Here is a 23,798-nt window from a genome sequence, read left to right as displayed (position 1 = left end):
CTGAACACCGTCGCCTCATAATCCGGCCAATTTTTTCTCCCACGCCCATGCGTGTTGGATAATAGTGTCAAGCTGCGCATACTGTGGCTGTAAGCTTGGTTCTTCCCTGACCAGCGCGCGATCCTTTACCAAATTGTCATGCTTTACTCAGTCAAATGCTTGATATCCTGACGCACCCCTATTGCTTCACTGGCTACCCAACTCTCCCAATCAGCTACCTCGCTCCAACCACTCAGAAATACGAAATCCAGCCCTGCGGCACTGGCAGCTTGATAATCGTACTTGCTGTCACCTAGAAACAACGCAGGCTGCTGAATATTGGCGTCCGCCAGTTCACGCGCCAGAATCTCATCTTTGGTATCAGGGCTACCGAAGATGCCTCCATCGAACCACTCAGCAATGCCACGCTGAGCAAACACATCACGCAGCTCAGCTTGGTCACCACCGGAGACAATCAGCCAACGGGCTTCGAGTGTCTTCTTTCGTAAGGTTTCTAAGCCAGGAGCTATATCACAGTTCAACAGCCCTTCGCGTACATGGCTGGCATAGGCATGCAATAGGGCTTCCAAGTCGGGCCCTTGTTGTTGACTGGTGTAAACAGGGGCAATCTGCTCCAGAAAGTAAGCGAACTTTTTGTAGCGTGATACTCCACCGTTGGCGACGTGATAATCCACCATGGCTTGGGCAGCGGCTTCGCCATAAGGCAAGGTCGCCTGATAGAAAGCTTCAGTTTTGACCTTGTTGGAATCCAGCACCACGCCATCACAGTCAAAAACCAGGGTGGTGTAATTGGCCAGTGAGATCCCTGGGTTCATGATGCCACCAGCCCCTTTTCAACCAGACATTCCGCCATCACGAAATCTTCGGGCCAGTCGATATCAAAACTGGTGAGTTTATCCATTAGGTAAAGATAGGGATGGCAACCAATGCGATCATCCATCTCACGATAGAGAGAGGCAGACGCCATAAAAGCCCCGCTATTCACTTCATGCACCGGTTTCAGCGTCTGAGTGCGTGGCCATTTTTCAATCGTGCGGTCATAGTTCATGGGTTGCTCATCCTGCCAAAGAAACCCGTGAATAGCCGTGGTCGTCATCAAAGAATCGTATCCATTTTTGAGCTGTTCAAAATAGGTCTGTATCACCTCATCATAGCGTTGAGCAGTGATAAAAGGTGACGTCACATGTGTCCAGAGTATATGGCCTTCGGGAATCAACTCCAGCGCGTGGGCAACCAATTGATCCGTACTGGTAGCGCTTGACGATAGCTCCTCTACACGACGATGGAGGCGCAGACGTGGGTCATTCAGTGTTTCAGCATAAGCGAGAATATCAGCATCGTTCGTGGTCAAGACGACTTCATCAACCTCCTCTGCCGCGAGAAGCTGGCGAAGTTTGATCTGAATCAGACCATGTTCATGGCCTGCAAAGGGCTTGATATTTTTTCTCTCAACACGCTGACTACCCGCACGGCAAGGCAAAAAACAGGTTACCTTCTCTTTCATGAGACCATCCCATAGACGCTCTGTTTGATGAGATCGTAGCGCGACGGTGTAATGGCAATCAGGGGCAAGGTGTCGTTAAACGCTTGGAACTGCTTTACCACGTGGTTCATTTCCGTATTACGCGGATCTTCACCTGCGTAACCATCAAAGCCTGCTAAATAAAGGGTATCTGCCTCACCACTAGCCGCAATAGCAAAAGCGTACGCCATCACAAGGGACGTTGGCGCCGTGCAGTGCGTCTCAGCAAAGGCAAAGCTATCTGCTTGAACGTTCAAACCAAAATCCAGCACTTCTTTACTGGCCAAGGAGTCACGCACATCTGCTGGTAACATCGTATAAGGTGTGATTAACGGCTGGGGCAGCTGGGTATGTGCCTCACAGTCTGCCAACAGGCGTACCGGATGACAGGCAACACGTAGGTCAATCAACTCGGCGTTAATCGCACTCTGGGTGTTAAGCGCCAACACCAGCGGTTTATGATCACGGATGTAGCGCTCCAAGGCCTCACGATGACGGGCAACACCAGGCCCAGTGCCTAGCAGCAGCACCTCGCGCCCAGCAAAACGCTCCTTGGGCGACCATTGCCCCTTGGGTTCGCCGTGATAGAAGTGACGTGCCGCATCCAGGGTATTCAGGCTGAACTTCTTGCCGCCTTCTACTCTCAGGTGCTCAATCACTGCCAATACGTCTTCCTCACTGTAACGGGAATCACTGAGCATTTCTTGAATATAGGTAGGGTGGATGCCGTACTTACCTGCCAGGTAGTAATAAGGATTAGTCCCCCAGCCGTAATGGGCCTGCATGGGCTTGAAATGCTCACGCAGCAGCACCATCAAGGGCACCATATTGGCGGGCTTTCCGCGCCGCTCAGCCATTTCGATGGCCAGTTCCTCGGTACGGGCATTACCTGGCCCCCGGCCCATGCCCGTCACCGTGGAGTCTACCCAGGTCACGCCTTCATCCAACGCGCGTAGGGTATTGGAGAGGGCCAGCCCCAGATTGTCATGGGTGTGAATGCCCATAGCCCCGGCCCACTCACTGCGGAACCACTGGATGATCTGCGCTGCCTGGTCTGGGTTCATGCTACCCATGCTATCGGCAAAGTAGAGCGCATCCATCGGGTAGGCCTTGGCCACACGGGCAAGGGCTTTCACTTCGTCTTCAGTACGATCTGCCACCTGCATCAGATTAAAGCCGACCTGATAGCCACGCTCTTTAAGCCAAGTCACGGCGGGCAGCGACTTTTCGAATTCATGCACATGGCAGGCAATGCGTACCAAGTCGACGGGGGAATCTGCGGCTGCATTGGGGAAAAGACGTTCTAGCGCTTCCTGCTGGGGCACTTCTCCCACCAATTCGCTGCCATTAACCATGACACCCACAGTCAAGCCGGCAGGAATAGTCAGGCTACGAATAAACTCGTCAGTTGTAAACGCGCAGGGGCCTTGGAAGCCCTGATTCTTCAACATACGAAGGCCCAGTTCTACCACGTCTACTCTTGCAGCTTGCATGGCATCTAGATACTGGTTAATAAGCTCAGTGGAAAAATCCCAAGCGTTGTAATATCCGCCGTCGCGGAGGGTACAGTCTAAAAGCTTCATAAAAACTCCTGCGTCACCTTGTTTGGGAGGGTAATTTTTTTTGCCGACTCAAGAATTTCATTCCATTCAAAGCTGTAACTTTCAAGCATACCAACTCCAGCAGAATCTTTTACAGTAGTCACACTATTACTGTCAACAAATTGAACCCTTCCTTTATAATCATCTGGAAAAGCGTAAATACTATCATTAGAATGTAGAACCCCTGGCTTTTTACAAATCCTTAGTGGCACTATCGAGCCAGTACCTGCATTAGCTACAAAGAAGTCAATTTTAGCGCAGTTTTCAATCTTGACTGAATAGTCCTTGCCAATAACTGAAATAAATTTTACTGCTTTCTCGCCTATGAATTCTTTTCTTATTTTATCAAAAACTAACTCATCTTCAGCAACTTCAACTTCTTTGCCATGTGGAGCTGTGATTCCATCAACGTATACTGTGACATATACAAACTTAGCCATGAAACTTTTTATCAATTCACAATACCCGTAAACCTGATCCAACCATGACCTTTTCTGACCAGTAACCCCAATCCAAAGAGCAACATGACCTTCGCAAGAATTCACTAAAACATCGTTTCCAACAATTTTCTTATAAACTTTAGATTCCATCTCTTCCATAAGATGCTTTACTCTTTTAGAACTCTTCGCATTAGCCCTGTACTGGCCAATTGTGTTTGGAAAAAAATAAAATTCGCTAGCACCTTTAGTGTCAACAATGGTACAGTCTTCCAAAACCCAACACGGGTCAAAATAATACTTTCTATGCTTCTCTATAAACACTTTCTTACCATTTAAATTTTCAATTTCGCTCAAATTTTTATAAGTGTCATATAAACAGTGAAATGGCCTAGGTTTTCCAATAGCGAAACCTGCGAAAACAGCCTCCAAATAAAAACAATCGTCTACTATCTTTCCACTTCTAATCATGTCGTTATATGATTTTATAGCACTCCTAAAATGAGGGTTGCGAAAGTCTAAAAAAGGACAATACACACCCCCGCTTGCAGTTATCAAACAGTTAAAAAAATCTGTATTCTGGACTAAGCAAAATTTATTTTCATAAAATTTATCAGAAAAAAAAACTATATTAGTACTACCATTCCTTACACTTCCTCTAGCGAAACAAACAACACCAGTTTCTGGATTTTCTAACTCAAAACCATCTTTCAGCAACGAAAAACGCCAGACCTGTATTAATGCATCAACATTGTTATCGAGCAAACAGCTACTTATAAATGACAAAAAACCCTTATCTAAAGGTATACTTTTAACACAGCCCTCACTTACATGATGAAAAGAAGCCATTAAACTCTCCAATCTCTATGAAGGATGCCTTCTGAAATGCACTCTTCATATATAGGTGATAATTTCTTCAGCGCGTACTCTTTCCAAGCCTCAGGGAATTCGAAATCCTTAGTTGCATTTACTTTTCTCTTTAAATCGCCTTCGGGCATAGGCACTCTATCTACACCAATAAAATCTTGCACTTTTGTCAACTCTTCTTCAGGCGATTGCCTAAAATCTTCAAAATAAAGTAATTTAAGATTCTCCTCAGGTAAATACTCCTTAAGCAAACAGTAGTTTTTAGCATATTCTGCATTAACCCAGAACCATGGCTTATCTAGTAGATCTTTAAAATTTTCAAAACCAGCGTCTAATGCTTCATCTTCCCTATTAACCCATTTCATATGAAACTTATAATGAGACCACAGTCGGCTTAAGGGGTCACGCAGTGTATATATTACCTTGGTATTTTTTGCTACTTGGTTAACATTCTCCCAGCCATCCGGCCCCATCTGACAATATAAATTTGAAAAATCAGCACAAAACTTTCTTTCTACATTTTGTGAAAAAAGGCTTTCGTACCAATCATTGCTAATTTCTTTTGGATGAGCATAGTTAGCATACCATGCTATTTCGTCAATATTCTTTGCTATATATGCAGGATTACCTTTTGCACACTTTTCCATCAATTTCTTTAACTTTATAATTCTATTTCGATGATTAAGTTGTTTTTCAATACCTACTTTATTTGCGAAGTAATGGATTTCTTTTTCTGGCGTAAAATAAATATCAGGGTGATCTTTAAGCTGCTCATAAAGCCAGGTCGTGCCAGCCTTCATAGCACCTACGCTAAGGAAAAGGTTATCAATCATCTTTATTCTCTATATATAGCGTTGCTAACTTTTGGGTTTGGTGTAACGCTGGAGTCACTTCAACATCTACTGCGTCTCTTTTATATCGTTGAGTATTTTTTTGTATAGCACTCATCAATTGTGTTAGTGCTTTCTGTGTAGGCTCTAGCACATGCCCTGTTTTCCCTTCAACCACATCTTCCCCTATACCGCCCAGATTACTCGCTACCACCCAGCAACCACATGCAGCCGCCTCTCGGGTTACTAAGCCAAAACTTTCCGGCCATAGCGATGGCGCGAACAATACGTCTATTTGGCGATAAAGATCTACTATACGCTCCTGACTTACCCGGCCAATAAAGGTGACTGGCACCTTACCCCAATAAGCCTGTTGCCTGTACCCCTCCTCTTGGGAATGGTCGACAATCAGAAATTCCACCTTCTCCGGTTGGGCAGCCATCACGGCTTCTTTCAGCAGATAATAGCCCTTGTGCTCTGCCATGCCACCAATATGCCCACAGACGACATTCGGCGTGTAGGTAGTATCCTTCGGTGCCCAAGGCATATCGTCTGAAATACCGTTAGGAATTACCTCAATTTCATTGAAGCCGTTTTTACGATAGATATCAGCAAAAGCCTGAGAAACAGTCAATACTTTTTCAGCGCCATGCAACAAGCTCTTCAGATATTGGCCACGCTCAATGGAAGCTTCACGGCTGATATTAGCGGGTAGCGGCGTTTCAACAAAGGGATCCGGATGACCTTCCGGATAAACCTTACCTTCGTGGTCAACCAGAAACTGATAATCTGAAATCCACCAGGCATCATGGGCCGTTATCAGGTAGGGTACGCCCGCATCCCGAGCCGCTTCGACAATGGAAGCGCTCAAGCGCTGTACGCAGTGAAAGTGGATGATATCAGGCTGCTCCAGCTCCAAAAACTCTGTAAACAGCACGTACATCTTTGGATCTTGAGGGTGCCAATCCATATGCTCGCGCCAAAGAGTAGTCGCGCGGTATACCCTGGAGCCTAAACGGTTATACACCATCATCTGATGAGGAGTAACACATTCAGCATCGGCTGTGAAAACACAGATATCCAGCTCATCTGCATAATGTTTACGCAAAGCTGAAAAGTTGTCGGCCACTACACGGGTTGCGCCACCAATGGACTGTGGAGGAAAGAAAACATTAACCAGTGCAATTTTTGGCTTTCTCGTTGTCGGTGCTGGCACAACCTCTTCAATCTGCTTCACCAAGGCATTGCCCAGCACTTCCAAACTATAATCTTGCTTGGCACGTTGCATGGCTGCATTGCCAACCCTATCTCTGAGTTCCTTGCTTGCCGCTAGTCGTTTAATGGCGCTATACCACTGGTCTTCCGACATGGCTAGAAAAGCATCTTCACCATCGCTGATAACATCCCGATAGTTGGCAGTATTGCTTACCACTGAAGGAATACTAAAACAGGCGGCTTCAAACCATTTCAGCTCACTCTTACAGGCATTAATGGTGTCATCATGCAAGACAGCAATATTAATATCTGACTGTTCGAGAAACGACCAGTAGCCCTGTACACTTTTAATAGCAGGCAACTGGGTATACTGTTTGGCAAAGCGCTCTCGAAAACTTTTGGGTAGCCTCAAATAACCGACGATTACCAAACGCGCCTTCGGTATTTCTTTAAGTACGCGCTCAATGGCAGGTAGTGCTTGCTCTATAAAATCACTATTGTGCGCCTGAGTCCCACTGCCATAGAAAATATCGATTGTCTTTTTATGTGACTTATCACTGGTACGGAACTGATTAAGGTGATCCAGACCGTTTCTATGCAACAAGCAGCGTTGTTCCTGAACCAATGGGGCCAATCGTTGCCTTAGTGGCTCAGTAGAGGCAATACCAAGACGGCACAACTTGGCAGCTGCATTGAATAATGCCATTCCACGGGTGAGCCCTCGGTAGGTATCCAGAGCCACATAGCCCCCATAGGTTTCTATACCTGGTGGGTATTCCACTTCGAAAATCAAATCATCAATTTCATAAAAGCTAAGTTTGCCGGTTGCATTAACCTGGGCAATTGCCTTGATGACTTTAGGTACTGCAGGTACCCGGTAGAAAATGACAACATCATGCAGCGCTAGCTGGTTGGCATTTTGCTCCAGCTTGGTCCAGTCGATGGCAGTGGCTTCTATTCCTACCTTTTCAAGCTGCTCAATTTTCTGGTTAATACGATAACGCTCACATTGTGGGACGTGGAAATCGCCCACTATTAAGATGCGTTGTGTATTGAGCCTTGCCAGTTCAGCTAATGGTGGAATGCCAGCGTTGGACTGAAGTTCTGAATCGGCATATTCATTGGGCGCTTTAGCACCGAATAGCGTTAAGTATGCACGATACACGTGGGCGGCAAAACGGTTAACTTCATTGATCAATTGCTCACGGTTCTGTGCATCCACCCATGCCAATAGCTCTGCTTGCAGAGTATTCCACTTATGTTCTGCCAACCGCTCCAACTCAGCATGTTGTTGGCGAAAATTAGGATTATTGGCTATTCCATTTACCAGTACTTCAATGGCTTCATCTATTCGGTGCAAATTGGTCAGGCATTTTGCATGATTAAAAGCCACCCATTTGGGTGGTGATGGTAGCCTGGATGCCGCAGCATAATAATTCAGCGCTATACTCTGATGCCCTTCATCCAGATAGCTGTTACCCAGTAATTCAAGTGCATCTGCACTGGGTGCAAACGTAAGGCCAGCTTCAAGTAATGCCCTACCACGGGCGCGTTCCTGACAGCCCAGATAATGCTTTCCAAGTGCCAAATAGGCCTTGAGTGTTTGTTCGGCGGTTTCCCCTAAAGCAACAGTAGCAATATCGTGACCTAACAGGGTATCAAGAATACGCTGCGGCTCCAGATCTACCCCCTGCTTGGAGCAGCGCTTCAAAACCGATGAAAGAGAAAAGCCATACGGAATAACATTGAGAGGCAAATGGTGCTGAGAAGCCCATTCAACCAGTGATGAAGCGCGTCCCTCTGCTTTTCCAAACTGCTCAAAATGCGCATCAGCCTGCTGCTGGGTAGTAATACCATTGGCTTTAAGGTCAGGGTAAAGCGTAAGGTAAAAGTTAAGGTCTACTGCGCCTTTTGAAGCAGCGGTTTCTTTGCTGCCCTTCATTTTCCCTTCAGGTGCTGATACTTCTTGGTGAGCCTTATCCTGGCTGGTTTCATAAGCTGAGGCCTGCGCCGTGTTGATTTGTTGCTCATGCGCTGCGGATGCATAGCGCCCTTCCTTGAAGCCATAGACTTTCCAGTGTTCTTCAAGCTGCTTGTTATCCAGATTAGCCAGATCAGAATAGCGAGAGCGGTAAAAATCAATATCCAGTGTAATTGCGTCAGCGCCTGTTTTGACAGATAGCATTGGTTGATTACCTACTATAGTCTTATTATGTACATCTCTATTTTTTGTGACTTTTTTCCACACGCTGACAAGCGATCCCTTGGTGCTCATTGAAAACTTTCCTGTGAATTTGTATGAGACAATCAGCTTTCGAAGAAGGAAGCTTCTTTGAAAGTCTCCCCTTGCGCATCCTTTTCTGAAACTCTTGGTGGCTTGCCCTGAACCAAAGGCCAGTCTATTGCCAGCATTGTGTCATCCCAGCGAATACAGTATTCATCACCTGGGTTGTAATAATCGGTGCACTTATACTGGAACTCTGCTTCTTCACTGGTAACGTAAAAAGCATGGGCAAAACCCGGCGGCACCCAGAGCAGCTGTTTGTTTTCTGCACTCAGGGTGGCCCCTACCCATTGGCCAAAGGTGGGGCTTTTTTGCCGGAGGTCTACGGCTACATCAAACACCTCTCCACGCGTCACCCGCACCAGCTTGCCTTGAGGTTTTTCCAGCTGGTAGTGCAGGCCACGCAGAATGCCATGGCTGGAAAGGCTGTGGTTATCTTGCACGAAGGTGTAGTTGCCGCAGTGCTGTTCAAATTCAGATTGGCGAAAGGTTTCCATGAAGAAACCACGCTCGTCGCCAAAGACTTTGGGCGTGAGCAATACCACATCCGGTATGGCGAGTTTTTCGTAATGCATAGCTGGTAGACCACCTAAGTTAAAAACGTTTCAATTGGCTACGGACACTCGAGGAAAACACAGATAAAACCGGTTTTGCCACGGACACTCACGGACAACACGGACAAGGTCAAAACCAAAAACTAATAAATTAAAAAACTAAAAAAGAGTTTAAGGTTTTGTCCGTGCTTTCTGTGTCGTTCGTGGCGGGTATTGGATATTGACCACGGACGCTCACGGACAACACGGACAAGGTCAAAACCAAAAAAACTAATAAATTAAAAAAGAATTTAAGGTTTTGTCCGTGTTGTCCGTGAGTGTCCGTGGCGAAACAGGTTTTCCGTGAGTGTCCGTGGCTAAAAATTATCGTTTGGTTGCCACCAAGCGCTGGAGGTATTGGCCGTATTGGGTTTTGGCCAGGGGCTTGGCAAGTTCCAGCAGGCGTTCGTTGCTGATCCAGCCGTTTTGCCAGGCGATTTCTTCCAGGCAGGCGATTTTCAGCCCTTGGCGGTGTTCTATGGTTTGCACGTATTGGCTGGCATCCAGCAGGCTATCGTGGGTGCCGGTATCCAGCCAGGCAAAGCCACGGCCAAGGCGTTCTACGCGCAGGTCGCCGCGTTCCAGGTAAGCGTTGTTGACGCTGGTAATTTCCAGCTCGCCACGCTCGGAGGGCTGCACCTTTTTGGCAATTTCTACTACGTCATTGTCGTAGAAGTACAGGCCTGTCACAGCGTGTGCAGACTTGGGTTTAGCGGGCTTTTCTTCAATGGAAATGGCTTTGCCGTCTTCACAGAACTCCACCACGCCAAAGCGCTCGGGGTCTTTTACCAGGTAGCCAAACACGGTGGCGCCGCTGGGCTGTTCGCTTGCGCGCTTTAACTGCTCTGAGAAGTGCTGGCCGTGGAAGATGTTATCGCCCAGTACCAGGCAAACAGGGCTATCGCCGATGAATTCTTCGCCAATGATAAACGCCTGGGCGAGACCATCCGGGCTTGGCTGTACGGCGTATTCGAAATGTACGCCAAAATCACTGCCGTCACCGAGCAGGTTTTCATATTGGGGAAGATCTTCCGGGGTGGAGATAATCAGGATCTCGCGAATACCGGCCAGCATAAGCACTGAAACGGGATAGTAGATCATCGGTTTGTCATAGACAGGCAAAAGCTGTTTGGAGACACCGCGGGTAATGGGGTGCAGGCGAGTGCCGGAACCACCGGCAAGGATAATGCCCTTGCGGTTTTGGGGGGTACTCATACTCATTTCCTTTTGAGGTTTTTTTGCCACTGATATATAACCAATTTATTGGCCACGGATGGACACGGATATTCACGGATAAGGTCAAAACCAAAAAAAACTAATAAATTAATAAATTAATAAATTAATAAGAATTTAAGGTTTTGTCCGTGTCGTCCGTGAGTGTCCGTGGCAAAACAGTTTTTTTATCCGTGGCGAATAACGTTTTCAAATTACCGAGAGCTTGTTGGTGCTCTATGAGATGTATCAAAGAGGATAATACCGACTCGGTTTATATGTTGGCGCAGTGCATCATTGCTGAGTGTATTTTCATTCAGCACATCGAAAAAGTACGGTAAGGGAAGCTCTTCATTGAGCTGATCCGCAAGTTGGGTAACGGTATCATCGGTTACTGCATGCCCTTGAATCATAAGATCCACATCGGACCCTTGCCGGTAGCCTCCCTTGGCCCGCGACCCAAACAACACCACCCTTTCAATAGTAGGAAAGTGAGCTGCGGCTTGGCGAATTAGTGCGATATCATCGTGCTTCAAGCCGGTTTGCTTATTAAGGCTCATAAGTGACTTTTTCTGCGAAGTTATCGTACAGTTTGCTTAACAGCGGGTAATAAGCTGTGCGAATTTTTTCCTCCACCAGCTGAGCGGTAGTTTCATTATAAGTATGTGTCGTGAGGTTGCGGTCTTCCAGTGCCTGGATCCAGGCGTGACCGTCTTCAATCAGACCTGATTGGAAAGCCTGTTTAATGGCCGAACGAGGGCTATTTACCTGAAAGCCTTCCGCCAGCTGGTAGTCCTTGAGCAATTTCCAAGACAGCTCGAACGCCATTTCAAAGAACTGAATAATACCGGCTCGTTCAACAACGCTGGGCTTCTGTATTCCGATAGACTCTCTAAGCAAGGCGTAAGCATTACCAAATTGCTGGTAACGTTGCTTCCAGCGTATATCGTAATCACTCATGTTGTGGCTTCCTGCAGCGTCAGCGCCAATTGTGCTTGCCAGCTGGGCAAGGTAATGCCCAGGGCATTTTCCAGCTTATCTAACGCCATGCGTGAGTTAAGCGGACGCTGAGCGGGGGTTGGGTATTCCGCTGTGGGGATGCCGCCGGTGTTTTCTGGGGTAATCGCCAGTGCTTCACCCTGCTCGCGGGCTTGCTTGAATATCTCGCTGGCGAAGCCGTGCCAGCTGGTTTCACCTCTGGGGGCTAGGTGGTATATCGCGCTGTGCGCTGGTGAGGCGTGAGCGCCCTGCGGGCTTGAGAGGAGTGAGGAGTGAGGCGATGTTGCCAATGCAGTGACTTGAGCGATCAGGCGGGCGGGGGTGGGTGCGCCGATCTGGTCGTTGACGATGTTGAGTGCTTCCCGCTCACGCCCCAGGCGTAGCATGGTTTTCATGAAGTTGTTGCCACGGGCGGCGTAGACCCAGCTGGTGCGGAAGATAAGATGCTGGCAGCCGCTGTTGACCACGGCGTCATCGCCTTCCAGCTTGGTTTGGCCGTAAACGCTGAGCGGCCCGGTGGGGCTGTCTTCCTGCCAGGGTGTTTCGCCATCGCCTGGGTAGACGTAATCCGAGGAGTAATGCACCAGGGCGGCGTTGTTGGCCGCGGCGTATTCCGCCAGCTGAGCGGGCAAGCCCGCGTTAAGGCGCTGGGCCTGTTCTGGCTCGCTTTCGGCTTTATCAACGGCGGTGTAGGCTGCGGCGTTGATAATCAGATCGGGTTTATTTTTAACCAGGTAAGCCTCTACGGCTTGGGCATCGCTCAGATCCAGCTCTGTGCGGCTTGGGGCTAGCACGGTGCCGAAGATGGCAAATTGACGCTGGAGTTCAAAGCCTACTTGGCCGTTACCGCCAGTGATGAAAATGGTAAGGGGTGAGCGCTTCGCTTGTGAGGTGTGAGCGCCCTCTGGGCTTGTAAGGGGTGGGCGCTGCGCTGCGCTTGCTTGTGAGGCGTGAGCGCCCTCCGGGCTTGTGAGGGGTGAGGGGTTAGCTTCTCCTAACTTCTCACTACTAACTCCTGACTTTTCTCTCTTCATTCCTACCCCCTCATAATTAGCCATATAATTCTTCACACCTCACTCCTCACTCTTCAATTACCTCTTTCAAATGCCTAATCAGCCCGCCTAACTGAGAGAAAACGGAATCAATTGCTTTTATTGTGGTTGAAATATCATTGGTATATCCAAGGCGTTGAGCAATGTGACACTGTGTTTCCAACTCACTCAGCGAGCCACGCGCAATATGTAAAAATCTCAGGAAATCGCGTTTACTGCTTCTTGCAGCACCCTCAGCAATGTTACTTGGTACGGAAACTGCAGCACGCTGCATTTGGCTAACCAACCCAAAACGCTCTGCTTGAGGAAATGTCGATACCATTGCGTAAACTGCCACCACTAAATCCATTGACTCTTGCCACACTCTTAGCTGATGGTGCTTACGCATGATTCCGTTCATATCTTACTCCTCACAAGCCCGCAGGGCGCTCACTCCTTACTCCTCACAGACTACCGAGGCGTTGGCCTTGGTAGCTGCCGTCTTGTACGCGTTGCCACCATTCTTGGTTATTCAAATACCATTCAACTGTCTTACGCAGGCCAGTTTCGAAGGTTTCTTCTGGCACCCAGCCGAGTTCGCGTTCTATCTTGCTGGCATCTATGGCGTAGCGTACATCGTGGCCGGGGCGGTCGGTGACGAAGGTAATCAGTTCTTTGTGTGAGCGCTGCGCTTGTGAGGCGTGGGCGCCCTGCGGGCTTGTGAGGGGTGTGGGGGTACTCCTCACTCCTAACTCCTCACTCCTCACATCTAACACCAGCTCGTCGAGGATCTCGCAGATGCTTTCCACAACATGCAGGTTCGTTTGCTCATTATGCCCGCCGATGTTGTAGGTTTCGCCGATGTCGCCTTGACTGGCGACTTTGATCAGGGCGCGGGCGTGGTCTTCTACATATAGCCAGTCGCGGATCTGCTGGCCATTGCCGTAAACCGGTAGCGGCTTACCGGCCAGGGCGTTGAGGATCATCAGCGGGATCAGCTTCTCGGGGAAATGGTACGGGCCGTAGTTGTTAGAGCAGTTGGTGACCAGGGTTGGCAGGCCGTAGGTGCGCTGCCAGGCGCGAACGAGGTGGTCAGAACTGGCCTTGCTGGCGGAATACGGTGAGCTTGGGGCGTAGGGCGTTTCTTCGGTAAATAGTGAGCGCTGCGCTTGTGAGGCGTGAGCGCCCTGCGGGCTGGTGAGGAGTGAAGGGTCTAACTCCTCACTCCTCACCCCTGACTCCTCACCCTCTGCCAGATCGCCATACACTTCATCGGTGGAGATATGGTGAAAGCGGAATTCAGCGGCCTTGGTGGCATCGTTTTCCTGCAGGGTTTTCCAGTAGGCGCGAGCGGCTTCCAGGAGTACCGCTGTGCCGACAACGTTCGTCTGGATAAACTCTGCGGGGCCGTCGATGGAGCGGTCTACATGGCTTTCAGCGGCCAGGTGCATGACGATATCCGGCTGGTGCTGCTCGAACAGTTGCTGCATGGCCGGGGCATCGCAGATATCTGCCTGCACAAAAGTATAGCGCTCGCTGTTTTCAATGCTGGTGAGTGATTCAAGATTGCCAGCATAGGTCAGTTTATCGACGTTGATGACCCGGTGAGCAGTATTGTTGATCAGCTCGCGAACAACGGCTGAGCCAATAAAACCGGCGCCGCCGGTAATCAGGAAAGTTTTACTCAACATTGATCAGAATAACCTTGTGTAAACATTAGGAGGAGGATGTTTGAGACGAAGGGGCGACGTCAGGGTCTTCAGCTTCTAGCGCCTTGATATGCCGCTTGACGTTTTGCAACTGGGTTCTGCGCTTGGCGATGTCTTCCTGCATGTACTTGCGGTAAAGCGGTAACAGGTTCTGCTCTTCGGCTGTTTCCAACCCACGCTTTGCTTCTGCAAGTTTTTTCCTGACCTCCTGTAAGTGCTTGCGCGCTTCAGGGAGATTATCGGGCAAGTGGGCAATCTTTTTAGCTTCAGGTGCACTTTTCTTCGGTTCCGCAGGGGCTGCTTTAGCTGTTGCCGGTTTGCTTGCCTTTACCTTGTCAACGTCAGCATGGTAGTGGGTAATGGCTTCTTTAACGTCGTCGTACCAGATGGCTTGCCCTTTTTTCAGGTAAACCCCTGCCTGGCAGAGATCCTTAAGGATGCCCTCAGAGTGTGACACCATGATTATTGAGGCTTGACCGACCTTGGATTTAAACAGTTGCGTTGCTTTTTCTTTGAAGGCGCGATCACCCACGGCGGTTGCTTCGTCCGAGATATACACATCGAAGTTGAACGCCAGGGACAAGCCAAACGAGATGCGCGAGCGCATGCCAGAGGAATAGGTGCGAATTGGTTCATCAAAGGCTTGGCCTATTTCTGCGAAGTCTTCGACAAACTGAATGATGTTTTTGACATCCTCTGGCCCACTGCCCTGGGCACGCGCTACAAACTTGACGTTCTGACGGCCCGTCATATTCCCTTGCATGCCGCCCGCCAGGCCCACCGGCCAGGAAACCCGGCTGTGGCGAATGACTTCTCCCCTCTCTGGGGTATCCATACCGGCAATCAGCTTCAGTAGCGTGGATTTGCCCGCACCGTTAGCACCAATCAGGCCAACGCTGACGTTTTTGGGGAAGGTCAGGTTGATGTCTTTCAACACCCAATCGCTGCCGTGGTGGTTGTGGTAGCGCTTGTAGAGGTTTTTGACTTCGATCATTGGGTTGCTACGCAGAATATATTGGGCTTGTTGGCCAAGAAAAACTTGTTTAGCCACGGATAACCACGGATAAACCCCAAAACCTGTTTTGCCACGGACACTCACGGAAAACACGGACAAGGTCAAGATCAAAAACAATCAAAATAAAAAGGTTTTGTCCGTGTCGTCCGTGAGGGTCCGTGGCTAAGAAATACCGCGGCTAAGAAATTGTTACTTTACGGTGTTTTTGCTGATACATGGCTTCCAGCTGTGTTTTCAGTGTCTGGCGGGCGTGGGTTTCGCCGTGTACCAGGTGGATTTTGCTGGGCCAGCGGCGCATGCGTTTGACGAAGTTAAGCAGGTCTTTCTGGTCAGCGTGGGCGGAGTAGCCGCTGAGAGTGGTGATGCCGGCCTTGATATCGATGCGTTGCCCGTCGATTGCTACCCAGCCGCCTTGGGGGCCGTATTGCTGTATATCCCGTCCTGGGGTGCCTGCGCCCTGGTAGCCTACAAACACCACCTGATGGCGCGCGTCGCCGAGCATGGCTTTCAGGTAGTTCATTATGCGCCCGCCTGCGCACATGCCGCTGGCGGCTATTACTACGGCTGGCCTGCCCGTTCTGGCCAGGTAATCGACTGTCTGCAGGTGTTCTTCGTGGCTATCCACCGTGTAGAGGTTCTCGAAACTCAGTGGGTGGCGGCCTCGGCGCAGGTGGCGTTGGGCTTCGGCGTCCCAGTAGGGCTTGAGTTCCCGGTAGACTTGAGTAAACCGCGCAGCCAGAGGTGAGTCCACGATAATTTCCAGCGTTTTCCATTGCGCTGCTTGTGCAGCGTGAATAATGCCTTCCAGTTCGTAGAGTAGTTCCTGGGTGCGGCCAATGCTGAACGCCGGGATCATCACCGTGCCACCATTGTGAAGCGCCTGTTCAACCGCCTGCTTCAGGCTGGCCCGGCGCTGGCGGCGGTCTGGGTGGCGCCTGTTGCCATAGGTGCTTTCCAACACCAATTGATCACAGCCGTAAGGCGATCTGGGTGCAGGCAATAGTGGCGCGTAAGGAGCGCCAAGATCTCCAGAAAACACAATTCTTTCTTTTTTCTTGCCATCCTGATGGGCAATTTCAACGTAGCTGGAGCCGAGGATATGCCCTGCCCGCTTGAGTTTGACCCGGGTGGTGCTTTGATCATCTTGGTTTTGGCTGCTTTGCTTTTGGGGGCTTTGCTGGATGACAGAGTGCCATTGGCCATAGGGCAGGCTGACAATCTGTGATTGTAGCTGGGCCTGAAAGCGTTCGATCAACTGGGTGTTGCGGGTAAAGCCGATTTTCAGGGCGTCTTCAATCACCAGGGGCAGTAACCTGGCGGACGGTATGGAGCAGATAATCGGCCCTTTGAAGCCTGCCGCCAAAAGGTAAGGCAAGCGGCCCACGTGGTCGATGTGGACGTGGGTGATAATCAGTGCTTTAACCGTGCTAATATCAAAGCGGACCTTTAGCTGTTCGAACTGGGCGTTTTCATCCCGGGCGGCGTCTTTACCCTGAAAGAGGCCGCAATCTACTAGTAGTGAGTGATCACTATCAAGTATCAGCTGGTGGCAGCTACCGGTCACGCCCTGGGCGCCGCCGTGGTGGATGATATCAGCCATGAAAAGTCCTTTTTTGGCCACGGACACTCACGGAAAACACGGACAAGGTCAAAAACAAAAACAATAGAAATCAATAGGTTTTGTCCGTGCCGTCCGTGAGGGTCCGTGGTAAGACATGCAACTCACCACTCATCGCGATTCAAGACTGCACTTACTTCTTTTTCTAAGCGTTCGGCAAAGTCCGTCAATGTTGCGATATTTTGATGTGCAGTGATCAAAGCGTTATGTAATACAGAAGCTTCTTCGATGTACTCATGAATCATCTGATTTCTGAGCTGGCGTAACTCTACCCACTTTTCTGTAGAAACCAACCAGCCAAATTTTTCGGCTTTATCCAGGTTGATCAGCAATGCTTTATCCGGCTCACCTAAAGCGCGCAGCAGGGCAGGAAGTAGCTTATCGCCCAGAGTATCCTGTAAGCGACAAAAGCGGCTCGCAAAAGCTTCTAACTTCAGGGCTAATTCTGGCTTTTGGTCAAGCGCTTGAATATCGGAAAGCTGCAAGCTATTGCCAAAAATCTGTTGGTCAGCATATTGCAGGTGCATTATTTCCTTACTGACAACACGCAGCAGAAACTCAAGTCTACTTTGAACATGAGGCTCAAGCGTCATAAGACAACCCCTTGGGCTTTGGCTATCTGATGGATGCTGGTGTGAGTTAGATTGGGGGCATCCAACACAACATCAATTTTTCGATCACCCAGCGCCATTATCATTTTTGCCTGTGCCTTGGCGATACACCTGGCAGGTTCTTCTATAGGCGCATCAAGACTGACCATTAAATCGATATCACCACCTTTTGCGGTGTCATCTATACGGGAGCCGAACAACCTAACGGATGCGTGATTACCAAACACATCAGTAATAGCGCCTTTGATGACATTGATTTCGTTTGGCTTCAGACGCATGTTTTTACTCTATCTATATGTTGCGTGAGGCAGAGGTAATCCGATTTTCAACCCTTAGACTGCTATTTAATAAAGAGATGTCATTTCCAAAGCTACCCCCGAACTGTCATTTCTTGCCACGGACACTCACTACTCAATCCCTGTGGTCCTTGATGATCATGATCATCATGCTGAGGATCAGCGCTAGGAAAAGCGTGATGATGGCGAAGACGGCGCTGTTGTAGAGGCGGTCCGGCTCGGTGGGGTATTCCGGCATCAGCGGGCTTTGCAATACACTGACCTGCTTGAGCTGGCGGGCCGCATCCAGGCGCGTATTTTCAAGCGCGGCCAGGGCACTTGAGTAGGTTTCCTGAGCGAACTGAGCGCGCAGTTCCAGCATTTCATATTCCGCAGATACCCGGTTAAGCGAATCTCCGGCGGTTTGGGCCAGGCGATCACGCTGACGGATGATCTGGTCGCGCAGGGCTTCAATTTCCCGTTCTACGCCGCGCAGCTGTGACGACTGGGCGCTCTGGTAGCTGGCCAGGGCATTACGCTGGGCCTGCAAGCGGGCCAGATCACCTTCCAGAGTGGCGACCACCTGATTGATGTTTTCGACGGTGGTAGTCGGCGAGACCAGGCCGTATTCGTTCTGGAATTCCAGCAGCTGGGAACGCGTTTCTTCAAAGCGCTCCTCAAGGCGCACCATCTGGTTTTCCAGAAAGGTGACCTGTTCTTCAGCAAGACGATGGCCCATCTCGTTCATATGGTTTTCGCCGGCCTGCAAGAGCTCGGTGGCAAAGGCATGGGCAAAATCTGGCGTGTAGGCCTGAACGCGAATGTTCAATACACCAGCGTATTCGTCCAGCTCCACCTCTACCCGCCGCAGGTAGTAATCATGAAGATCTTCAATGGGGCCATCCGGCATACGCAGGGTGGCAAAGATATCGCCGTTTTCACTGTAATGGGTGCGCAGGTCGAGCTCTTCATCCAGATGCTTGAGCATATCCACCGATAATAGGTGTTCACGCAGCAACAAAAGGTCAGCGGTGTTACCGCCACCACCACCCAGCAGGGACGAAAAGCTGAGCTCGGGCGTCGCCACCTGGGGACTTTCCAACACTATCGTTGCATTGGAAACGTAGCGCTCTTGAGCCCAGATAAACCAGTAAAAGGTCACCAGCGCAATCGCGATAAAGGCCAGCAGCCAGTGGGGGTTTTGACGTAGAAAGCGTTGCATGAATTATTTTGCCTTTAATCGTTCAGCAAAGCGCAGGTGAAGTATCAGCCCAAGCGCGATTGTAGAGAGCGTAAATAACCAGAAATACAGCATGCTGGTGCCGGTGACGACCTGGTATTTTTCAAAAAAGCCCAGACGCAAGGTTTCCAGGCCATGCGGAATGGGGTTGAGCATCAGGTATTCCAACAGCCAATGGGGCAACTGGTTTAGCGGCAATATCACCCCGGAAAGAATCAGCAGCGGCAGCGACAGCATACGAATGATCCGCCCTACTTCCGGCACCATAGTGGCTACTACTGAGGTTACCAACCCCAACCCCAAACCCAATGACCATAGCGACAGCCAGGCCCCCATGGCGCGCACAGCGTTATCCGGGTACATATCCAGCCCGAGCATCAGGCCACCAGCAATAAACAGCAGAAAAACAAAACTGCGCAGCATGCCTTCCAGGAAGTTGCGCACCAGCACAGGGTCCACCGGTCGCACCTGGCGGTAGGCAAACAGCGCACTGTTGGCGTTGATGGCGCCCATTCCTTGCAGCATGCCTTCACGCACCAGGAAAAACCCCATCAGTCCCATGATAAGCCATGGAATAAATTCAGCGTTGACGATCAGGTTGCCACCGCGGATAAAACTGCGGATAGCCACCATAATGCCTACCATAGCGACAGGTTCAAAAATCATCCAGAACCAGCCCATGCGGTCGGCCATGGTGCGCGAGATGGCTTCGCGCATGAACATGGCATACCAGACGCTGCGGGTAACCTGCCAGGGCGTGCGGGATCTTCTTACATCAGCCATAGAGGTGCTTTTAGTGAGATTTTATTTGGCCACGGACACACACGGAAAACACGGACAAGAACAAGACCTAAAAAACCAAAAGGTTTTGTCCGTGCCGTCCGTGAGGGTCCGTGGCAACTAATTTTTTGAGAAGCAGTTACAGATCAACCGCAACGCGGGTGGCGACGGCGATCTGGTAGAGGATCTGCGTCAGCGTTGAGGCTAGCTGCAGGTTGTGGGTCGGGGCGGCTGGCATCACCAGGATTTCATCTCCCGGGCGAAGCGCTGAGCTGCGCGCGTTGATGACCGCACCGTTCTGGCGGACCAGCAGGATCTGGTCATCGTCTGCCCGATTGGTAAACCCGCCGGCGCTTTCGATGTAATCCATCACACTCACGCCAGGCTGATAGACAGCGGCCTGGGGCACCACGACTTCGCCGCTGATCAGCACGGAATCACTGATTTCCGGGATAGTAATCACATCGCCATCCTGCAGGCGGATATCGGCAATGCCGTTTCTGCTGGCCACTACCAGGCGGCCGCTGGGCTCCAGCTCACGGGCGCGGCTGACGAAATCCTGAATCAGCTCCGCTTCCTGGGCGCGCACCCGCGCTTCTTCATTGGTGCTGGAAGGCGCACTGAGATAGGTAGTCTCCAGCCGGCGCAGACTGTCTTCCAGCGACTGCTGCTGTTGCCTGCGCACGCTTTCGCGCTGCAGCGAGATACTCTGCACGGCGGTCATGCTTTCCGGCACAGCGATGGCATCCAGCAGCTCGTTCAGGCGTGCATCACGCGGTAATGCATAGCGGGAAGGCCCATAATAGCTGCCTTCCACCTCAACGACGATGGTTTCACTGCGCTTGTCGGAACTGAACATGACCTCGTCACCGCTGCGCACCGTCTGCCCGGCAAACAGATCAAGCGGGAAGTAACTGGCCACCGGGCCGTCGTCACGGTCGCCGCGCAGCAGTACGTGAGAAACGCCGCTCTGGGTGCGGGCCAGGTTGAGTATTTCAGCGCCGCTGAGCTGATCGCCTGTCAGTTCGTAGCGGTGTTCACGATGCACATCACCGGTTACGGCAATGGCGGGCCCACGTTCTTTGACGACGATGGTGTCGCCATCGCGGAACTGAGGCCGCGGAATGCTGCCGGTCAGCAGAAAGTCATACAGATCGACGTTGGCGATCGTTTCGTTATTACGCTTGATATGGATCTGGCGGTAGCTGCCCAGGTCCTGGTCGATCCCGCCGGCCTGATCGAGGAAATAAAGCAGCGAATCATTGGGGGTGCCGGCATAGCGGCCGGGGTTTTCCACATTACCGGTGACGAACAGGGCCACCGGCTGCACGCCCTGGAGGTTGGTATAGACCTCAACGTTGTCCGAGTAGACCGAGGTAATTGCCCGGCGAACCGAATTGTCGACTTCCTGGCTGCTCTGGCCTTCAATATTGATCGGGCCGATGCCGGGCAGAAAGATATTGCCCTGCGCATCTACCGGCAGGGCGCGGTCAAGCTCGATGGCGCCCCAGGCACGCACGGTGACCTGATCGCCCGGCTTGACCTGATAGGCCGGGTTCAAGCCCTCTCCCATGGCGCCGCGAAAACCGCCGGTAAACAGGTTGGCGCCAAAAGGTGGCAGGCTATCGATCATGGCTTCGCGCTCACCCTGGGGGACGGGGCCATAGGTGCCGCTGCGCCAGTCGGCGCGGGAGGCGTCGTCTACCTGCCGGGAAGATTCGTCGTTTTCCTCGGGCACAATGTTATCTGGCAGGCTGATCGACTGTGCCCAGGCGGGCCCACTGAAAACAATCATGCAGCCAAGTGAGACGCTGAGCGCCAGACGGGTCAAGCGCGCACGCAACAGACGGGGCGGTTGCTTGTTACTCGGCATGGTTATTGCGCCCCTGCGATTGATTCAGTGACAGCCCGCTGGTGGACCCAGCCATTGTCTGTCTGGCAGACCAGAGCTTTCCGCTGGGACTGCTGACCCATGACATCAAGACGCCGGCACTCGCGGCCACTGGCGGCCATATAGGGCTGGCCTGCGGATACATCCACGCCTGCTCCCCAGGGGCTTTCGGCCAGGTTGATGACGCTACCTGCCGGGGCCTGCTCCAGAAAACCGTTCAGGTCAGCATTCTGAATCGGTTTGGCGGAATCCTGATTGAGGACATAACCTGCCGAGGCGGCGTCGCCTTGTGGATACTGAGTGGCACAGCCGCTGAGCAAGACGATGCTGGCTGTTGTCAGCCATTTCATGCGTGATGGCCATGGGGTGCTTACATTTGATTGTAAAAAATTAAATCTTGAGTAACATGATTTCATATAAGTAACCAGAAGCGACATAACTATATCCTAGATTCAGACACGCTAATTGCAGGCACGCTACCGCCCCGGGATTGTTACGGGCTTATTCCCTTGCCCAAGCCTTGCGTGCTGTAAAACCCGAAAAAAGCCCCGTAAGCCACAGGGAAGACCAGTTATTGTAGGGTATTCATTGGTCAGTCTCTACGTGGACAAGGGTTATACGCCTCTTTATGATGCATATCATCCTACTCACATCATTTGATTATACTCAATGAGGCGACTCTAATGTTACCTTTTTTACGTTGCCTGGCGTGGTTGCTGGTGTTTTCCACCGCCGCTCATGCGGATACGCAAGCACTGGACCAGCAGCGTGCTGACCTTGAACGCTTTCAGGTCATTGCTCATCGAGGTGCCAGTGGCCGGGCGCCGGAAAGCACCCTGCCAGCGCTGGAGCGTGCCCATCGCTCTGGTGTGGATTATCTGGAGCTGGATATACAACTCAGCGCGGATGGGCATTTGATGGCGTTTCATGACCGTGAGCTGCAACGCACCAGCAACGGCGAAGGTCAGGTCAATGATTTCAACCTTGAAGCACTCCAGCAGCTGGATACGGGCCGCTGGTTCAATGCGGCCTATCCTGACAAAGCGGATGATAGTTTCGTCGGATTGCCCATTCTGACTCTTGAAGAGGTGTTTGAGCGTTTTGGCCATAGCGCCCGCTACTATCTGGAAACCAAGGCGCCTGGCCAGAACCCGGGGCTGGAATCGGCCCTGGTCGACATGCTGGAACGTTTCGAGATGATCTCAAGTGGCCGGGTCATCGTGCAGTCGTTCAGCCGGGAAAGCCTTTTGACCCTACGCGAACTGGAGGCGGACTTGCCTCTGGTGCAACTGCTGTGGCTGCCTGCAGATGACACGCCGCTCAACCTTGAGGCACTGGGTGAGATCGCCGACTACGCCCTGGGAGTTGGCGTTAATTTTCGCGCCGATGACCAGACGGTGCTGACGGAAAACTTTATCGAAAGTGCCCAGACCCGCGGCTTGAAAGTGCATGTATATACCGTAAACGAACAGGAAGATATGCAGCAGTTGATCGACTGGGGTGCAGACGGGCTGTTTACCGATTACCCTGAGCGCCTGTTGGAACTGGTGAATTGATTTTCACATCTTTACCTTGAAGGATGGCATCACTTATGGCTGACAAAATGGCGATTGAGACTGTTCAGGTGGCCACCCCTGAGCGCGTTCGCCCGCTTTCCCCCTGCATACAGATTTGCCGCATTGACTCGGCCAGCCAACGCTGCGAAGGCTGCGGGAGAACCCTGGATGAAATTGCCAATTGGGGCAGGATGAGCGACGCGGATAAGGCACCAGTCTGGGAACGATTGGAAGCCGAGGGGTTTGTGAGGCTTGAGGCGTAAGGCATTCGTAGGGTGGATTCGCTCAGCCATCCACCCACCCGCCGCAGACGGGCAAGCGGTGCCCGTTATGTGACGTGCCGGCATCAGACATTGGTGGATTGCGTCGATCATCCTCCGTTGGGTTTCTGGGTTAATTGTCGCTCATTGCCCGGCGGATGACGCCGGGAATCCACCCTACGGTTATCGGGGAATGACCGGGCATTGGTGCCTGGGTTAATTCGTAGGGTGGATTAGCGAAGCAATCCACCA

At 51.0% G+C, this 23,798-nt stretch carries 23 protein-coding genes; 2 read left to right on the top strand and 21 right to left on the bottom strand.

Going from position 1 to position 23,798, the window contains the following annotated elements; all coding sequences use genetic code 11:
* Positions 1 to 143: 143 nt before the first annotated feature.
* From LL947_RS03425 to LL947_RS03325, 21 genes are all read right to left on the bottom strand, one after another.
* On the bottom strand, positions 144 to 815 hold the full coding sequence (locus tag LL947_RS03425) for an HAD family hydrolase (RefSeq protein WP_499833966.1): 672 nt from the start codon (positions 813 to 815) through the stop codon (positions 144 to 146).
* Positions 812 to 1,504 (bottom strand): acylneuraminate cytidylyltransferase family protein, encoded by a 693-nt coding sequence (locus LL947_RS03420; protein ID WP_499833965.1) that lies wholly within the window; start codon positions 1,502 to 1,504, stop codon positions 812 to 814. The genes LL947_RS03425 and LL947_RS03420 overlap by 4 nt, the downstream gene beginning before the upstream one ends.
* Entirely contained in the window at positions 1,501 to 3,105 is a 1,605-nt protein-coding gene (locus LL947_RS03415) for an aldolase catalytic domain-containing protein (RefSeq protein WP_499833964.1), read from the bottom strand. Before LL947_RS03415 ends, LL947_RS03420 begins: the two co-directional genes overlap by 4 nt.
* Positions 3,102 to 4,409, bottom strand: coding sequence for a hypothetical protein (locus tag LL947_RS03410; protein ID WP_499833963.1), 1,308 nt, complete (start codon positions 4,407 to 4,409; stop codon positions 3,102 to 3,104). Before LL947_RS03410 ends, LL947_RS03415 begins: the two co-directional genes overlap by 4 nt.
* Entirely contained in the window at positions 4,409 to 5,260 is an 852-nt protein-coding gene (locus tag LL947_RS03405; protein WP_499833962.1) for a sulfotransferase, read from the bottom strand. Before LL947_RS03405 ends, LL947_RS03410 begins: the two co-directional genes overlap by 1 nt.
* On the bottom strand, positions 5,253 to 8,747 hold the full coding sequence (locus LL947_RS03400; RefSeq protein WP_499833961.1) for a glycosyltransferase: 3,495 nt from the start codon (positions 8,745 to 8,747) through the stop codon (positions 5,253 to 5,255). The genes LL947_RS03405 and LL947_RS03400 overlap by 8 nt, the downstream gene beginning before the upstream one ends.
* 32 nt (positions 8,748 to 8,779) lie before the next feature.
* Entirely contained in the window at positions 8,780 to 9,331 is a 552-nt protein-coding gene (gene rfbC / locus LL947_RS03395; protein WP_499833960.1) for a dTDP-4-dehydrorhamnose 3,5-epimerase, read from the bottom strand.
* 342 nt (positions 9,332 to 9,673) lie between these two features.
* Positions 9,674 to 10,564 (bottom strand): glucose-1-phosphate thymidylyltransferase RfbA, encoded by an 891-nt coding sequence (gene rfbA, locus LL947_RS03390; RefSeq protein ID WP_499833959.1) that lies wholly within the window; start codon positions 10,562 to 10,564, stop codon positions 9,674 to 9,676.
* A gap of 212 nt (positions 10,565 to 10,776) precedes the next feature.
* Positions 10,777 to 11,121 (bottom strand): nucleotidyltransferase family protein, encoded by a 345-nt coding sequence (locus LL947_RS03385; RefSeq protein ID WP_499833958.1) that lies wholly within the window; start codon positions 11,119 to 11,121, stop codon positions 10,777 to 10,779.
* Positions 11,111 to 11,521, bottom strand: a complete 411-nt coding sequence (locus tag LL947_RS03380) for a nucleotidyltransferase substrate binding protein (RefSeq protein ID WP_499833957.1) — start codon at positions 11,519 to 11,521, stop codon at positions 11,111 to 11,113. Before LL947_RS03380 ends, LL947_RS03385 begins: the two co-directional genes overlap by 11 nt.
* Positions 11,518 to 12,423, bottom strand: coding sequence for a dTDP-4-dehydrorhamnose reductase (gene rfbD / locus LL947_RS03375; protein ID WP_499834368.1), 906 nt, complete (start codon positions 12,421 to 12,423; stop codon positions 11,518 to 11,520). The genes LL947_RS03380 and rfbD overlap by 4 nt, the downstream gene beginning before the upstream one ends.
* A 217-nt stretch (positions 12,424 to 12,640) precedes the next feature.
* Positions 12,641 to 13,012 carry a four helix bundle protein gene (locus LL947_RS03370; RefSeq protein WP_499833956.1) on the bottom strand — a complete coding sequence of 124 codons (372 nt, stop codon included), beginning with the start codon at positions 13,010 to 13,012 and terminating at the stop codon, positions 12,641 to 12,643.
* Between the two features lie 43 nt (positions 13,013 to 13,055).
* Positions 13,056 to 14,282: a dTDP-glucose 4,6-dehydratase gene (locus tag LL947_RS03365; protein WP_499833955.1), complete on the bottom strand. Its 1,227-nt coding sequence runs from the start codon at positions 14,280 to 14,282 to the stop codon at positions 13,056 to 13,058.
* Between the two features lie 25 nt (positions 14,283 to 14,307).
* Positions 14,308 to 15,294 (bottom strand): ABC transporter ATP-binding protein, encoded by a 987-nt coding sequence (locus LL947_RS03360; protein WP_499833954.1) that lies wholly within the window; start codon positions 15,292 to 15,294, stop codon positions 14,308 to 14,310.
* Between the two features lie 199 nt (positions 15,295 to 15,493).
* Positions 15,494 to 16,915 carry an MBL fold metallo-hydrolase RNA specificity domain-containing protein gene (locus LL947_RS03355; protein ID WP_499833953.1) on the bottom strand — a complete coding sequence of 474 codons (1,422 nt, stop codon included), beginning with the start codon at positions 16,913 to 16,915 and terminating at the stop codon, positions 15,494 to 15,496.
* A 122-nt stretch (positions 16,916 to 17,037) separates the two neighbouring features.
* A complete protein-coding gene (locus tag LL947_RS03350) occupies positions 17,038 to 17,526 on the bottom strand; it encodes a hypothetical protein (protein ID WP_499833952.1) in 489 nt (162 codons plus the stop codon).
* Positions 17,523 to 17,822, bottom strand: coding sequence for a nucleotidyltransferase domain-containing protein (locus tag LL947_RS03345; protein ID WP_499833951.1), 300 nt, complete (start codon positions 17,820 to 17,822; stop codon positions 17,523 to 17,525). Before LL947_RS03345 ends, LL947_RS03350 begins: the two co-directional genes overlap by 4 nt.
* Before the next feature lie 133 nt (positions 17,823 to 17,955).
* Entirely contained in the window at positions 17,956 to 19,041 is a 1,086-nt protein-coding gene (locus LL947_RS03340; RefSeq protein WP_499833950.1) for a KpsE/RkpR family capsule polysaccharide export protein, read from the bottom strand.
* 3 nt (positions 19,042 to 19,044) lie between these two features.
* Positions 19,045 to 19,842, bottom strand: coding sequence for an ABC transporter permease (locus tag LL947_RS03335; RefSeq protein WP_499833949.1), 798 nt, complete (start codon positions 19,840 to 19,842; stop codon positions 19,045 to 19,047).
* Between the two features lie 136 nt (positions 19,843 to 19,978).
* On the bottom strand, positions 19,979 to 21,634 hold the full coding sequence (locus tag LL947_RS03330; protein ID WP_499834367.1) for a polysaccharide biosynthesis/export family protein: 1,656 nt from the start codon (positions 21,632 to 21,634) through the stop codon (positions 19,979 to 19,981).
* Positions 21,635 to 21,714: 80 nt separating this feature from the next.
* Positions 21,715 to 22,080, bottom strand: coding sequence for an RT0821/Lpp0805 family surface protein (locus tag LL947_RS03325; RefSeq protein WP_499833948.1), 366 nt, complete (start codon positions 22,078 to 22,080; stop codon positions 21,715 to 21,717).
* Between the two features lie 333 nt (positions 22,081 to 22,413).
* Between LL947_RS03325 and LL947_RS03320 the strand changes: the two genes are divergently transcribed.
* On the top strand, positions 22,414 to 23,286 hold the full coding sequence (locus LL947_RS03320) for a glycerophosphodiester phosphodiesterase family protein (RefSeq protein ID WP_499833947.1): 873 nt from the start codon (positions 22,414 to 22,416) through the stop codon (positions 23,284 to 23,286).
* 35 nt (positions 23,287 to 23,321) lie between these two features.
* Positions 23,322 to 23,549, top strand: a complete 228-nt coding sequence (locus LL947_RS03315; protein WP_499833946.1) for a DUF1289 domain-containing protein — start codon at positions 23,322 to 23,324, stop codon at positions 23,547 to 23,549.
* Positions 23,550 to 23,798: the final 249 nt, after the last annotated feature.

Origin of the sequence: Halomonas sp. BLK-85 (genome assembly GCF_044792155.1) — a bacterium.
GTDB lineage: Bacteria > Pseudomonadota > Gammaproteobacteria > Pseudomonadales > Halomonadaceae > Vreelandella.
The sequence above is the reverse complement of the archived record's forward strand: the minus strand, read 5'-3'. Positions and strand labels throughout refer to the sequence as shown.